The sequence below is a fragment of the Qipengyuania sp. L-5Y genome (genome assembly GCF_056859455.1).
The window spans coordinates 416860-428808 of record NZ_JBSXOM010000032.1 but is presented as its reverse complement, the minus strand read 5'-3'; the positions used below and the strand labels follow the sequence as shown (position 1 = coordinate 428808).

Here is an 11949-nt window from a genome sequence, read left to right as displayed (position 1 = left end):
TATAGCACGATGGCTACTACCGCCGACCACTTCGAGGCCCACCACGAAGATCACGCGCATCACGATGCGGACCACAAGCCCGGTTTCTTCGCGCGCTGGTTCATGTCCACCAACCACAAGGACATCGGTACGCTCTACCTGATCTTCGCGATCATTGCGGGTATCGTGGGTGGTGCGATCTCGGGCATCATGCGGATGGAGCTGGCTGAGCCGGGTATCCAGTATCTGCAGTTCTGGGCCCAGTTCATGGGCGGCAGTGCCGATTTCGACACCGCGCTGCACATGTGGAACGTGTTCATCACCGCTCACGGCCTGATCATGGTCTTCTTCATGGTCATGCCGGCGATGATCGGCGGCTTCGGCAACTGGTTCGTCCCGCTGATGATCGGCGCGCCGGACATGGCCTTCCCGCGCATGAATAATATTTCGTTCTGGCTGACCGTTGCGGGCTTCTGCTCGCTGATGTTCTCGCTCTTCGTGCCGGGCGGCACGGGTCCGGGTGCAGGTACGGGCTGGACGGTTTATGCGCCGCTTTCGACCACGGGTTCGCAAGGCCCGGCCGTCGATTTCGCCATTTTCGCGCTGCACCTTGCCGGTGCAGGTTCGATCCTGGGCGCGACCAACTTCATCACCACCATCTTCAACATGCGTGCGCCGGGCATGACCCTGCACAAGATGCCGCTGTTCGTGTGGTCGGTTCTGGTTACCGCCTTCCTGCTGCTGCTGGCCCTGCCGGTTCTGGCGGCCGCGATCACCATGCTGATCACCGATCGTAACTTCGGTACGACGTTCTTCGATCCGGCCGGTGGTGGCGACCCAATCCTCTACCAGCACCTGTTCTGGTTCTTCGGTCACCCCGAAGTGTACATCATGATCCTGCCGGGCTTCGGCATGATCTCGCAGATCGTCTCGACCTTCAGCCGCAAGCCGGTGTTCGGTTACCTCGGCATGGCCTACGCCATGGTCGCGATCGGTGTCGTCGGCTTCGTCGTCTGGGCGCACCACATGTACACCGTCGGTCTCGACGTGAACACGAAGATGTACTTCACCGCAGCGACCATGGTCATCGCGGTTCCGACCGGAGTGAAGATCTTCAGCTGGATCGCAACCATGTGGGGCGGCTCGATCGAGTTCAAATCCCCCATGGTCTGGGCGATCGGCATGATCTTCCTGTTCACCGTCGGCGGTGTGACCGGCGTCTATCTCGCCAATGGCGGCATCGACGACGTCGTTCACGACACCTACTTCGTGGTCGCGCACTTCCACTACGTGCTGTCGATGGGTGCCGTGTTCTCGCTCTTCGCGGGCTTCTACTACTGGTTCCCGAAGATGAGCGGCAAGATGCACTCCGAACTGCTGGCGCACCTGCACTTCTGGGGCTTCTTCATCGGCGTGAACGTGATCTTCTTCCCGCAGCACTTCCTGGGTCTGCAGGGCATGCCGCGTCGCTATCCCGACTATGCGGATGCCTATGCCTACTGGAACGAGATCAGCTCCATCGGTTACGAAATCATGGCCGGTTCGATGATCTTCTTCTTCGCCAACCTGGTCTACGCATTCGTGGCCGGCAAGAAGGCTCCTGCAAACTACTGGGGCGAAGGCGCGACGACGCTCGAGTGGACGCTGTCCAGCCCTCCGCCGTACCACCAGTTCAGCGAGCTGCCGGTGATCGAGGATCACCACACCTCCGACGACCACATCAGCAAGGCCCATCCGGCCTGATCCACGCTCGAAAGACTGGACATGAAAGCGCGGCCGGTTCCATGGTGGACCGGCCGTTTTCATATCTCGACGGGAGAAACCGAATGCGTGAAATGCGGACGATCGATACGGGCGACGCAAGCCTGCGCTGTGCAATCGAGGGCGAAGGACCGCTGGTCATCATGGTCCACGGCTTTCCGGAAAGCTGGTACAGCTGGCGACACCAGATCGGACCGATTGCAGCGGCGGGGTTCACCGCCTGTGCGATCGATGTGCGCGGTTATGGCGGTTCGGACAAACCGTATCCGATCGAAGCCTACACCTTGCAGCGGATCGTCGGCGATCTCGTTGGACTGCGCAACGCTCTTTCGCCCGATGAGCCGGCGAGCCTGATCGGGCACGACTGGGGCGCGCCCATCGTGTGGAATTCCGCGCTGACGCATCCGGAACATTTTCGCGCCGTTGCGGGACTTTCCGTTCCCTTCGCAGGCGTTCCCAACCGCCCGTTCACGGAGGTGTTTCGCGAACATTTCACGTCCAAAGGGCGGTTCTTTTATCAGGAATACTTCCAGGAGCCGGGCGTCGCCGAAGCGGAAGCCGAGCGGGATCCGCGCGAATGGGTGGCCCGCATGATGTATTCGATCAGCGGTGATGTCCCGCCCGGAGATTATTTCGACAAGCCGCTGGGTGCCACCTTCCTCGAAGGGTTGCCCGATCCAGCGCCGGTGGGCTGGCTGACCGAGGACGATCTCGATTTTTATGAAGCGGAGTTCAAATCCTCCGGCTTTCGCGGGCCGCTCAATCGCTACCGCAACCATGAAGCCGACTATGAATGGCTACAGGGTTGGGCGGGCAAATTGATTGAACAGCCCGCTTTGTTCATCGGCGGCACACGCGATCCGGCCACTTTCCTGTTCGGTGCGGTCGAGGATCCGATCGGATTGGTGAAGATGTTCGTGCCGAATGTCGAAGGTCACATACTCGACGGAGTGGGGCACTGGACCCAGCAGGAAAGGCCGGGCGAGGTGAACCGCATCCTGATTGACTGGCTAAAGCGCCTCTGACGCCCTATAGGGCGCTCGATTCCATGACCCAGACCGTTCCCACCCAGCTCCCTACGGAATGGCGCGACTTTTTCGCGCTGACCAAGCCACGCGTCATGAGCCTGGTGATCTTTACCGGCTTATGTGGTTTGCTGGCTGCACCCGGGCATATCAATCCGGTACTCGGCTTTACCGCGATCCTGTGCATCGCGCTCGGCGCGGGCGGCGCTGCAGCGCTCAACCAGTGGTGGGAAGCCGATATCGATGCCGGCATGAAACGCACGGCGGCGCGGCCGCTTCCCGCAGGCCGCATGAACCGCACCGATGCGCGCGATTTCGGCGTATTGATATCGGCTGCTTCGGTCATGATCATGGGCCTGGCGGTGAACTGGCTTTCAGCGACGATCCTGGCGCTGTCGATCTTCTACTACGCGGTGATCTATACCGTCTGGCTCAAGCCGCGCACACCGCAGAACATCGTCATCGGCGGCGGGGCGGGGGCCTTTCCGCCGATGATAGGCTGGGTTGCCGTGACCGGCGACATCACACTCATGCCAGTGCTGCTGTTCCTGATTATCTTCATGTGGACGCCGCCGCATTTCTGGGCGCTCGCCCTGTTCGTGAAGACCGATTACGCCAATGTCGGCATTCCCATGATGCCCGTGGTGCGCGGCGAAACGTCGACGCGGCATCAGATCCTTGCTTACGCCGTACTGCTTGTGCCGGTCGCGGCGGCGCCGTGGTTCATCGGCGGGACCAGTTATGTCTATGGTGTTGCATCGCTTGCGCTCTCGCTTGCCTTTCTTGCCCTTTCGTTTCCCGTCGCTTTCCGCCACACTGGCGAGAACGACACGATGAAGCCCGAAAAGCGCCTGTTCGCATTCAGCATCATCTATCTTTTCGCGTTGTTTGCCGCGCTGGTGGCTGACAGGGTATTGGCCAATCTGGGATGGATCGCATGACCCCCGAAGAAGAAACCGAATACAAACGCCGTCAGAAGAGCCGTAATCTCGTGCTGGGCGGTATTCTGCTGTTTCTGGCCGTTCTATTCTACGTGATAACCATCGCGCGGATGTGAGGGACGCATGACGGCTGCAACTCTCGATTCACGCAAGAACCGCACGGCGATTTTCGCTTTTCTGGGCGCCCTAGGCATGCTCGGCCTGGGATTCGCAGCGGTCCCTCTCTACCAGATGTTCTGCCAGGTGACCGGTTTCGGCGGTACCACGCAGCGCGCCAGCGAAAGCGACGCTGCCTTGGCCGAACGCTTGGGCGCCAGTGCGGGCGCCAAGACCATTTCGATCCGTTTCGACGGCACGACGGCCAACGACGTGCCGTGGAGCTTCCGGCCGGAACAGGTCACGGACACGGTAACGATCGGTCAGCGCGATATGGCAATTTATCTCGCCAAGAACAATTCCGACGAAACGATCACCGGCACTGCGACCTTCAACGTCGAGCCTGAACAGGCAGGCGCCTATTTCAACAAGATCCAGTGTTTCTGTTTCACCGAGCAGGTGCTGAAACCGGGTCAGGAAGTGCGCATGCCTGTGCTCTATTATGTCGATCCCACGGCGCTCGACGATCCGAATATGGATGATGTCGAGCAGATCACATTATCGTATACTTTTCACCGGGCTCTGGAATCTGCCGAGTAGCCCCTAGACCAGCGGGCATTGGCGCATTAAGGGCACCCGCAAAGCGAAACCCAGGACGCGAGTACAATGGCTGGCAACGTCAATCACCAATATCACATTCTCGAACCCGATATCTGGCCGTTCGTCGGCTCTCTGTCGGCGCTCGTCTTCACCAGCGGCATGGTGCTCTACATGCACGACATGGCAAATGGCCATCTCGTGCTTGGTCTGGGTATCGCAGGCCTGATCGCCACCTTCTTCAGCTGGTTTTCCAACATCGTGAAGGAAGCCGAGCGCGGCGATCACACGCCGGTCGTGCAGTTGCACATGCGCTACGGCATGATCCTGTTCATCGCTTCGGAAGTGATGTTCTTCGTTGGCTGGTTCTGGAGCTGGTTCGATTTTGCGCTGTTCCCGAGCGAGATTTCCGAAGTCGTCGGCGGGGTCTTCCCCCCGGTCGCCATCGAAGCGGTGATCGATCCGTTCAGCCTGCCGCTGCTCAACACGCTGATCCTGCTCTGCTCGGGCACGACCGTGACCTGGGCCCATCACAGCCTGATCCACGGCGATCGCGAAGGGCTGAAGAAGGGTCTTTGGCTGACCATCATCCTGGGCGCGGTCTTCACCATGATCCAGGCGTATGAATACATGCATGCGCCCTTCGCCTTCGGCGGGAATACCTACAGCTCGGCGTTCTACATGGCGACCGGGTTCCACGGCTTCCACGTGCTGGTCGGCACGATCTTCCTGATCGTCTGCCTGATCCGTACCTACAAGGGCCACTTCACGCCGCGTCAGCACTTCGGCTTCGAAGCGGCCGCCTGGTACTGGCACTTCGTCGATGTCGTCTGGCTGTTCCTCTTCGTCGCCATCTATGTCTGGGGCGGTTGGGGTGCTGCCGTCCACTAATGGGCTCGGCAGAATTCGAAACACGCGAAGGGCAGCCCGGTCTCACCGAGGCTGCCCTTCTCGGTTTGGCGCAGGGATTCCCGACAATGGTCGCGACTAGTGAGCAATTGATCGACGGGCGTCACAGTGGTGCCCGCGAGGGCTGAAGCAGGATTTTCTGATGCGCGTTCCCATTCTTCCCACGCTTGTCGTCGCTGCGGCCATTGCCACCATGATCGCGCTCGGGATCTGGCAATTGGGCCGAATGGATGAAAAGGCTGCGCTGATTGCACGAGCAGAGCAGGCCCTGCAGATGTCGGCGGAGGTTGACTATCCGCGCTCGCCAGATGCGCTGGATGAGGTCCTCTACCGTCGCACGAGCGTCGATTGCGCCCGTGTCGATGGCATCACGACGGTTGCCGGTACGAGCGAGCGCGGAGAAAAGGGCGTGGCTCAGCGGGCGACCTGTCGCCTCGGGAGCGGAGAGAGCGCAACCATCGACCTCGGATTTTCACGCGACCCGGCGCCGGTGAGCTGGGACGGCGGCATGGTTCGCGGTACGATTGCGCCCGGCGGCAGGATCGTCGCGAGCGAGTCTATTGCGGGACTCGAACCTCTCGCCTCTCCAGATCCGCGCGATCTGCCCAACAATCACCTGGCTTATGCCGGACAGTGGTTCTTTTTCGCGCTGACTGCCCTGGTGATTTATGTGCTGGCGTTACGGCGCAAGGCGACGCGGGCTAGGGCGGATTAAAGAGCGGCTTGCTTGCCCGCGCCAGTTACCGGCGCTAACCGGCTGACACGATGCAATATGTCTCTACTCGCGGCAGCGCCCCGACGCTCGATTTTGCTGGCGTCACGCTCGCCGGCCTCGCCAACGATGGCGGTCTTTACGTTCCTGCGGATTGGCCGCGTTTCTCGCCTGAAGAGATCGCATCGATGCGGGGCCTGCCCTATGCCGAACTGGCTGCCCGGGTCATGCAGCCCTTCGTGGGCGACTGCCTGACGCCGGAAAGCCTGCGCGGGCTGACGGCCAAGGCTTACGGGCGCTTCGCCCATGCCGCGGTGACGCCGTTGACGCAGCTCGACGAGCGGCAGTGGCTGCTGGAGCTCTTCCATGGTCCGACACTCGCCTTCAAGGACGTGGCGCTGCAGATGCTGGGCCTGCTGTTCGAGGAATTTCTCGCGCGGGAAAATGGCACGCTGACCATCGTCGGCGCGACCAGCGGGGACACCGGCAGCGCGGCGATCGATGCCGTGGCAGGTCTCGACCGGGTCGAGATTTTCATGCTTCACCCAAAGGGGCGCGTCAGCGACGTGCAGCGCCGCCAGATGACGACGGTGCGTGCGCCCAATGTCCATAACATCGCGATCGACGGATCGTTCGATGATGCGCAGGCGATGGTTAAGCGCATTTTCGCCGATCGGGACGTGACGGCGAAGCACCGGATCGGGGCCGTCAATTCGATCAACTGGGCGCGGCTTATGGCGCAGGTTGTTTATTACTTCGCGGCATCCCTCCAATTGGGTGGGCCGGAGCGCGAAGTGGCCTTCAGCGTACCCACGGGCAATTTCGGCGATGTCTTTGCCGGGCACGTTGCCGAACGGATAGGCTTGCCAATCAAACGTTTGATTGTGGCGACGAACACCAACGACATACTGTATCGAGCACTGTCGAACGGCGACTATTCGACCGGAACAGTCACGCCGACTGCTGCGCCGAGCATGGATATCCAGGTCAGTTCCAATTTCGAACGGCTGCTGTTCGATGTCGGGGGGCGTGACGGGATCGCTCTGGCCGAACAGATGCGCGGTTTCGAGGCTAGCAAAGCGATGCAGCTGACCAATGCACAGCGCGATGGGGCGGCTGCGCTGTTCACCAGCATGCGTGCCGACGAGGACGACATGGCGCGGGCCATGCGCTGGGCGTGCGAGGACTGTGCCGAGATCGTCGACCCGCATACCGCGATCGGCTTGCATGCAGCGCGCGCGGTGGAGCTTCCTCACGACGTGCCGGTCGTCACACTGGCGACGGCGCACCCGGCGAAGTTTCCCGATGCCGTCGAACGTTCCACCGGGACGCGGCCGTCCTTGCCCGCGCGAGTAGGCGACCTGTTCGCGCGCGAGGAAGCCTATACCGAGCTCCCCGGCACGTACGAGGCGGTGCGCGACCACATTCTGGGACACGCTGCCTGATGGCGGATTTGATACGCGATCCGGTTTTGATGGTCGGCGAGGGCTGGGATGCCTATCTCCTGCTCGACAGCGGCCATGGTCGCAAGTTCGAAGAATACGGACCCTATCGCTTCATTCGCCCCGAACCGCAGGCCATGTGGTCGCCGCGCTTGCCCGAGTGGAATGCGGATGGCGAATTCGTGCCTGGCAGCGACGAGGACGGCGGAGGCCGCTGGCAATATTCCGGCGAAGTACCGGAACATGGATGGGAACTCGGTTGGGGCGACGAGGCGCGCTTTACCGCGCAGTGTACGCCCTTCCGGCATCTCGGGTTCTTCCCCGACATGGCGCCGGTGTGGGACTGGATGGGCGAACAACTGGCCGGTGCCACCGACGCCGAGACCATGAACCTGTTCGGTTATACCGGGGTCGGTACACAGGCGCTGAGCCGGTTCGGCCGGGTCACGCATGTCGATGCGAGCAAGAAATCTGTAGCGCAGGCGCGCGAGAATGCGGCGCTTGCCGGGCTCGACGATCGCCCGATCCGCTGGCTGGTCGAAGATGCGATGAAATATACGGCGCGCGAAGTGCGACGCGGCCGGCGTTATGACGGGATCATCCTCGACCCGCCCAAATTCGGCCGCGGGCCCGACGGCGAGGTATGGCGGTTGGAAGAGGGGCTTCCGGGCCTCGTTTCGGACTGCCGCCAGTTGCTGGATGCAGACAGCCGGTTCCTGTTCCTGACCGTCTATGCCGTACGGATGAGCAGCCTTGCCCTGGGTGGATTGCTGGAAGAGCTGTTCGCCGGATTGCCCGGCAAGATCGAGCATGGCGATCTGGCAGTGCAGGAAGACAGCCTCGAACAGGCCGAAGACGAACAACGGGCAGGGCGCCTGCTACCCACCGCGATTTTCGCGCGCTGGTCCAATCCGCGCTAGGAGGCGCGCGCATGAACGATTCGCTGATCCTCGAAGTGGCCGAGTTCGAGCACGATGTGCTCACCGGTATTTATTCGGAAGAAACCGGCCGCCCGCAGCCGCTGCGTTTCACCATCAAGGTGCGGATGAAGCCGCTTCGCCGTTACGATCCGGACACGCCGCTCGACGATTCGAAGAATTACATGGATCTGAAGTTCGCCGCATCGGGTGCCTTGCCCGAAGGTGTGCACTTCAAGCTGATCGAGGCCGTAGCCGACCACGTGTGCGAGACCCTGTTCCTGCAGGACAGAAGGATCGAAGCGGTGACGGTGAAGATCGTCAAGCTGGCGATCGCGGAGGCGGGCGAGCAGATCGGCATCACCCTGCACCGCGAGCGCCGGGAATGAAGCGAATCGCCGTAGACGGCCTGCCGCAAGACCCGCTCGCCGCGGCGGGTGCATTCCACCAGCACTGGCTGGAGCAGGTCGAGCAAGCCCTGGATGGGGGCGAAGACGCATTGATACTCGTCCCGCCTGCCGATCACACCCATCGACAGTGGCGCCTGGCCATGGTTGCAGGGCTTGCCCGTAAATATGCGCCGCGCCGGATCAACATGGTTGCCGGTGATGGGGGCGAAGCGGTCGATGCGACCGAAACCTATCTTGCGGCGGCGCCCGGCATAACCGGGCAGTATCTGGAGACCTGATCGATGGGTGTACGCATTCTTTTCCTTGGTCCGCTGAGCGATCTGGCCGGCGAATCGGAAATCGAAGTTGCCGCCCCGCTCGATTGGGAAGGCTTGCTGGAGCAGGTCGACGCCGAGATTGCGCAGCAGCTTCGCGAGACGCGGGTGAATATCGCGTGCCAGGGACGGGTTCTGGCGGACAAGACCGCCCTCAATGCCCAGGACGGCGATGAAGTCGCCCTGTTGCCCCCGGTGAGCGGTGGCCAGGCTTAGCATCTCCGTCCCGCTGGACGTTCGCCTGCTCGACAAGGGACTGTCGGTGGGCGAAGCGCTGGCGGCGTTCAATGCCGCGCATGGCGAGGCAGGCGGGATCGTGTCCTTCCTCGGCAAGGTGCGGCCCGACGGCAATGTGAAAGCGCTCGAACTGTCGCATTACGAACCGCTCACGCTGCCCGGCATGCAAGAGCTGACGCAAGAGGCGCAGGAGAGGTTTTCGCTGGATGGCGCGCTCGTGTGGCACCGGGTCGGTGTCATGGCGCCGGGCGATGCCATCGTGCTGGTTGCCGCAGCCGCGCGGCATCGCCGCGACGCCTTCGAGGCCGCCGATTTCCTGATGGACCATCTCAAATCGGCAGCATGGCTGTGGAAGCGCGAACGGCGCGGCGATGGCTGGCACTGGATCGAACCGCGTGGGCAGGACCATAGCGATCTGGCGCGCTGGAAATAATTCGGGTTTCTTGATCCAGATCAAGGAAAGCGCGGTCTGACCGGCGCATCACTGCTCCATCAAAGGAGCACGCCATGTCCAAGCATTTCACCCGCGAACTCGTTGCCGAACAGGCGATCATCCTCGATTCGCCCCAGGTAACGCACGAAGTCGATCGCAGCTTCGAACTGCCCAAGGGGCTCTATGTCGCGACCGTGGGGCTTTATCTCGGCTTTCTCGCGGTCATGGCGGCTGGACTGTCATCGCCCGGGCTCATCATACCGATGGTGATCTTCACCCTCTTCATTGTTGCGGGATTCGGTCTGCCGGCGGTGTGGACACGGATGGCGCCGGAACACCGGGGGCGGAACATGAGCTGGGCAAAGCTCGTCCGCGACGGAATTGCCACCCATACGGGCCGGGTGACTGCGCGCGATGCCGCGGTGCAGGTCCTTATCCTGCCGGTGCTGATCTTCTGCTGGGGAGTGACCACGGTCACGATCGCCGCGCTGGTCTGATCGGTACCGGTTTATGGGGGCGGGGGCGCGGAGCCGGGAAACCGGCTTCGTGCCCCTGGCGTTCAGCGAACCTGCGCGCGCAGCCGTTCCAGCACCGAATCTTCTTCCGATACGAGAGCGATGACCGTGTTGCGCGCTTCGACGATCGCCGTGGCATCTTCTGCCTGCACCGTGGCAGCGGTGTAGAGCGTATCGAGTTCGCCCAGCACGATGGCCGCATTGCTGCGCGCCGAATCGAGATCGGCAAGAGCGACCTGAGCCGCTGCCCAGCTGTCGCTGCCGATACTGCTGCCCGATGCGGCCCGAACGCTGCGTTCTGCCGCAGGGACGGCGTCGGTGAAGGCGGTATGGGCGGCCTGGGCGTCTGCAACGAGGGATGTGAGGCCCGCGCCGAGATCCGGGCCGACATCCACCTCTACCTCGGGAACGTCGAGTTGCGGGCCCGGTACGGGGTCGAACGTACCTTCCGCACGTTCCACATCGCGCACGGCCAGCGAAGGATAGCGGTCCGAGGAGGCGGCACAGCCTGCCACCAGAAGTGCGGCGAACGGAAAGACAAGATGCTTGCGGTCGATCATCACACCCTCCATATCACGCGCGTCGCAGCGCGCCAGCGAGGATGCAAATTTCCTCGTACCGGGCGTTGACTTGGGACCGCCTTTGGCCTAACGGCACGCTTCTTTCCGGGGCTGCTTCTGGCGGCCTGACGGGCGCGCCGTTTATTCGCAAGAGTTCGTCTTGTGGGTTAGGGCACAGCAAATTGAACGAGAGACACGTACCATGTTCGCAGTAGTGCGCACGGGCGGCAAGCAATACCGGGTTGCCGCCGGAGACAAGATCGCGGTTGAGAAGCTGGCTGGAGAAGCCGGCGACACCATCACGCTGGGTGACGTCCTGCTTGCAGGCGAAGGTGAGAAGCTTTCGGATGCCGGCAAGGTTACCGTTTCGGCGGAGATCATTGCGCAGGCCAAGAGCGAGAAGGTCCTCGTTTTCAAGAAGCGTCGCCGCCACAACTATCGCCGCAAGAACGGCCACCGCCAGCAGATGACGCTGCTGCGCATCACGGCGGTCGGCGATTCGAAGGCCGAAAAGAAGGCGGCTCCGAAGAAGGAAGCGGCTCCGAAGGCTGACGCCGACGAGAAGACGGCTGCTCCGAAGACGGAAGCTGCCGACAAGGCACCGGCCAAGAAGGCAGCGCCCAAGAAGGCCGCAGCCAAGAAGACCGAAGACAAGAAGTAAGGAGCACGGACGATGGCACATAAGAAAGCAGGCGGTTCGTCGCGTAACGGTCGCGATTCAGCCGGTCGTCGCCTTGGTGTGAAGAAGTTCGGCAGCGAGAACGTCGTCGCCGGCAACATCCTCGTGCGCCAGCGCGGTACCAAGTTCTATGCCGGTGCCAATGTCGGCATGGGCAAGGACCACACCCTTTTCGCGCTTACCGACGGTATTGTGCGATTCCACAAGGGCAAACTCGACCGCAAATTCGTCTCGGTCGATATGATGGCCGAAGCCGCGGAATAACCGGACGCTCCGATAACGGGATCGTCCAAACGGGACGGTCCCAGCCGGGTCCATGATCCGGCAACCGAAGAGGGAGATGGGACCAACCCGTCTCCCTCTCGTCGTTTCTCCCTCTTCGATTTCGTCGGCGAAAAATCCTTTCGCCGCCACGCAATTGT

16 protein-coding genes are annotated in these 11949 nt (G+C 61.9%); 15 read left to right on the top strand and 1 reads right to left on the bottom strand.

The window, feature by feature from the left end:
- Positions 1–9: 9 nt before the first annotated feature.
- The 13 genes from ctaD to AC13F2_RS15695 all read left to right on the top strand — a co-directional run bounded on the left by ctaD (position 10) and on the right by AC13F2_RS15695 (position 10270).
- Positions 10–1722: a cytochrome c oxidase subunit I gene (gene ctaD / locus AC13F2_RS15755; protein WP_103024346.1), complete on the top strand. Its 1713-nt coding sequence runs from the start codon at positions 10–12 to the stop codon at positions 1720–1722.
- Between the two features lie 83 nt (positions 1723–1805).
- Positions 1806–2765, top strand: a complete 960-nt coding sequence (locus AC13F2_RS15750; RefSeq protein ID WP_482964894.1) for an alpha/beta fold hydrolase — start codon at positions 1806–1808, stop codon at positions 2763–2765.
- A gap of 23 nt (positions 2766–2788) precedes the next feature.
- Positions 2789–3706, top strand: coding sequence for a heme o synthase (locus tag AC13F2_RS15745; RefSeq protein ID WP_103024347.1), 918 nt, complete (start codon positions 2789–2791; stop codon positions 3704–3706).
- 123 nt (positions 3707–3829) lie between these two features.
- Positions 3830–4402: a cytochrome c oxidase assembly protein gene (locus tag AC13F2_RS15740; RefSeq protein WP_482964895.1), complete on the top strand. Its 573-nt coding sequence runs from the start codon at positions 3830–3832 to the stop codon at positions 4400–4402.
- Positions 4403–4468: 66 nt separating this feature from the next.
- The gene (locus AC13F2_RS15735) at positions 4469–5290 is read left to right on the top strand and encodes a cytochrome c oxidase subunit 3 (protein WP_103024349.1); all 822 of its coding nucleotides are present in this window, start codon (positions 4469–4471) and stop codon (positions 5288–5290) included.
- A gap of 160 nt (positions 5291–5450) precedes the next feature.
- Entirely contained in the window at positions 5451–6023 is a 573-nt protein-coding gene (locus AC13F2_RS15730) for an SURF1 family cytochrome oxidase biogenesis protein (protein ID WP_482964896.1), read from the top strand.
- Positions 6024–6073: 50 nt separating this feature from the next.
- Positions 6074–7465, top strand: a complete 1392-nt coding sequence (gene thrC, locus AC13F2_RS15725) for a threonine synthase (RefSeq protein ID WP_482964897.1) — start codon at positions 6074–6076, stop codon at positions 7463–7465.
- The gene (locus AC13F2_RS15720; protein WP_482964898.1) at positions 7465–8382 is read left to right on the top strand and encodes an RsmD family RNA methyltransferase; all 918 of its coding nucleotides are present in this window, start codon (positions 7465–7467) and stop codon (positions 8380–8382) included. The genes thrC and AC13F2_RS15720 overlap by 1 nt, the downstream gene beginning before the upstream one ends.
- 11 nt (positions 8383–8393) lie before the next feature.
- Positions 8394–8768: a dihydroneopterin aldolase gene (locus tag AC13F2_RS15715; protein WP_103024353.1), complete on the top strand. Its 375-nt coding sequence runs from the start codon at positions 8394–8396 to the stop codon at positions 8766–8768.
- Complete coding sequence (locus tag AC13F2_RS15710; protein ID WP_221598564.1) at positions 8765–9067, top strand: Rossmann fold domain-containing protein; 303 nt, start codon at positions 8765–8767, stop codon at positions 9065–9067. The genes AC13F2_RS15715 and AC13F2_RS15710 overlap by 4 nt, the downstream gene beginning before the upstream one ends.
- 3 nt (positions 9068–9070) lie before the next feature.
- Positions 9071–9319 (top strand): MoaD/ThiS family protein, encoded by a 249-nt coding sequence (locus AC13F2_RS15705; RefSeq protein WP_482964899.1) that lies wholly within the window; start codon positions 9071–9073, stop codon positions 9317–9319.
- Positions 9306–9773: a molybdenum cofactor biosynthesis protein MoaE gene (locus tag AC13F2_RS15700; protein ID WP_196845811.1), complete on the top strand. Its 468-nt coding sequence runs from the start codon at positions 9306–9308 to the stop codon at positions 9771–9773. The genes AC13F2_RS15705 and AC13F2_RS15700 overlap by 14 nt, the downstream gene beginning before the upstream one ends.
- A 74-nt stretch (positions 9774–9847) precedes the next feature.
- Positions 9848–10270, top strand: coding sequence for a hypothetical protein (locus tag AC13F2_RS15695; RefSeq protein WP_103024357.1), 423 nt, complete (start codon positions 9848–9850; stop codon positions 10268–10270).
- Positions 10271–10332: 62 nt separating this feature from the next.
- Here the strand turns inward: AC13F2_RS15695 and AC13F2_RS15690 are convergent, their stop codons facing one another.
- Positions 10333–10848 carry a hypothetical protein gene (locus tag AC13F2_RS15690; RefSeq protein ID WP_196845812.1) on the bottom strand — a complete coding sequence of 172 codons (516 nt, stop codon included), beginning with the start codon at positions 10846–10848 and terminating at the stop codon, positions 10333–10335.
- A gap of 202 nt (positions 10849–11050) precedes the next feature.
- On the opposite strand from AC13F2_RS15690, the gene rplU reads away from it, so the two are divergent.
- Together rplU and rpmA are read left to right on the top strand one after the other, a co-directional pair.
- A complete protein-coding gene (gene rplU / locus AC13F2_RS15685) occupies positions 11051–11509 on the top strand; it encodes a 50S ribosomal protein L21 (protein WP_196845813.1) in 459 nt (152 codons plus the stop codon).
- A gap of 12 nt (positions 11510–11521) precedes the next feature.
- Complete coding sequence (rpmA, locus tag AC13F2_RS15680) at positions 11522–11791, top strand: 50S ribosomal protein L27 (RefSeq protein WP_103024360.1); 270 nt, start codon at positions 11522–11524, stop codon at positions 11789–11791.
- The last annotated feature ends 158 nt before the right edge of the window (positions 11792–11949 follow it).

Excerpts from the sequence above, each read along its gene's own strand:
- ctaD (WP_103024346.1), top strand. The coding sequence starts at position 10 with ATGGCTACTACCGCCGACCACTTCGAGGCCCACCACGAAGATCACGCG.
- AC13F2_RS15750 (WP_482964894.1), top strand. The coding sequence starts at position 1,806 with ATGCGTGAAATGCGGACGATCGATACGGGCGACGCAAGCCTGCGCTGT.
- AC13F2_RS15745 (WP_103024347.1), top strand. The coding sequence starts at position 2,789 with ATGACCCAGACCGTTCCCACCCAGCTCCCTACGGAATGGCGCGACTTT.
- AC13F2_RS15740 (WP_482964895.1), top strand. The coding sequence starts at position 3,830 with ATGACGGCTGCAACTCTCGATTCACGCAAGAACCGCACGGCGATTTTC.
- AC13F2_RS15735 (WP_103024349.1), top strand. The coding sequence starts at position 4,469 with ATGGCTGGCAACGTCAATCACCAATATCACATTCTCGAACCCGATATC.
- AC13F2_RS15730 (WP_482964896.1), top strand. The coding sequence starts at position 5,451 with ATGCGCGTTCCCATTCTTCCCACGCTTGTCGTCGCTGCGGCCATTGCC.
- thrC (WP_482964897.1), top strand. The coding sequence starts at position 6,074 with ATGCAATATGTCTCTACTCGCGGCAGCGCCCCGACGCTCGATTTTGCT.
- AC13F2_RS15720 (WP_482964898.1), top strand. The coding sequence starts at position 7,465 with ATGGCGGATTTGATACGCGATCCGGTTTTGATGGTCGGCGAGGGCTGG.
- AC13F2_RS15715 (WP_103024353.1), top strand. The coding sequence starts at position 8,394 with ATGAACGATTCGCTGATCCTCGAAGTGGCCGAGTTCGAGCACGATGTG.
- AC13F2_RS15710 (WP_221598564.1), top strand. The coding sequence starts at position 8,765 with ATGAAGCGAATCGCCGTAGACGGCCTGCCGCAAGACCCGCTCGCCGCG.
- AC13F2_RS15705 (WP_482964899.1), top strand. The coding sequence starts at position 9,071 with ATGGGTGTACGCATTCTTTTCCTTGGTCCGCTGAGCGATCTGGCCGGC.
- AC13F2_RS15695 (WP_103024357.1), top strand. The coding sequence starts at position 9,848 with ATGTCCAAGCATTTCACCCGCGAACTCGTTGCCGAACAGGCGATCATC.
- AC13F2_RS15690 (WP_196845812.1), bottom strand. The coding sequence starts at position 10,848 with ATGATCGACCGCAAGCATCTTGTCTTTCCGTTCGCCGCACTTCTGGTG.
- rplU (WP_196845813.1), top strand. The coding sequence starts at position 11,051 with ATGTTCGCAGTAGTGCGCACGGGCGGCAAGCAATACCGGGTTGCCGCC.
- rpmA (WP_103024360.1), top strand. The coding sequence starts at position 11,522 with ATGGCACATAAGAAAGCAGGCGGTTCGTCGCGTAACGGTCGCGATTCA.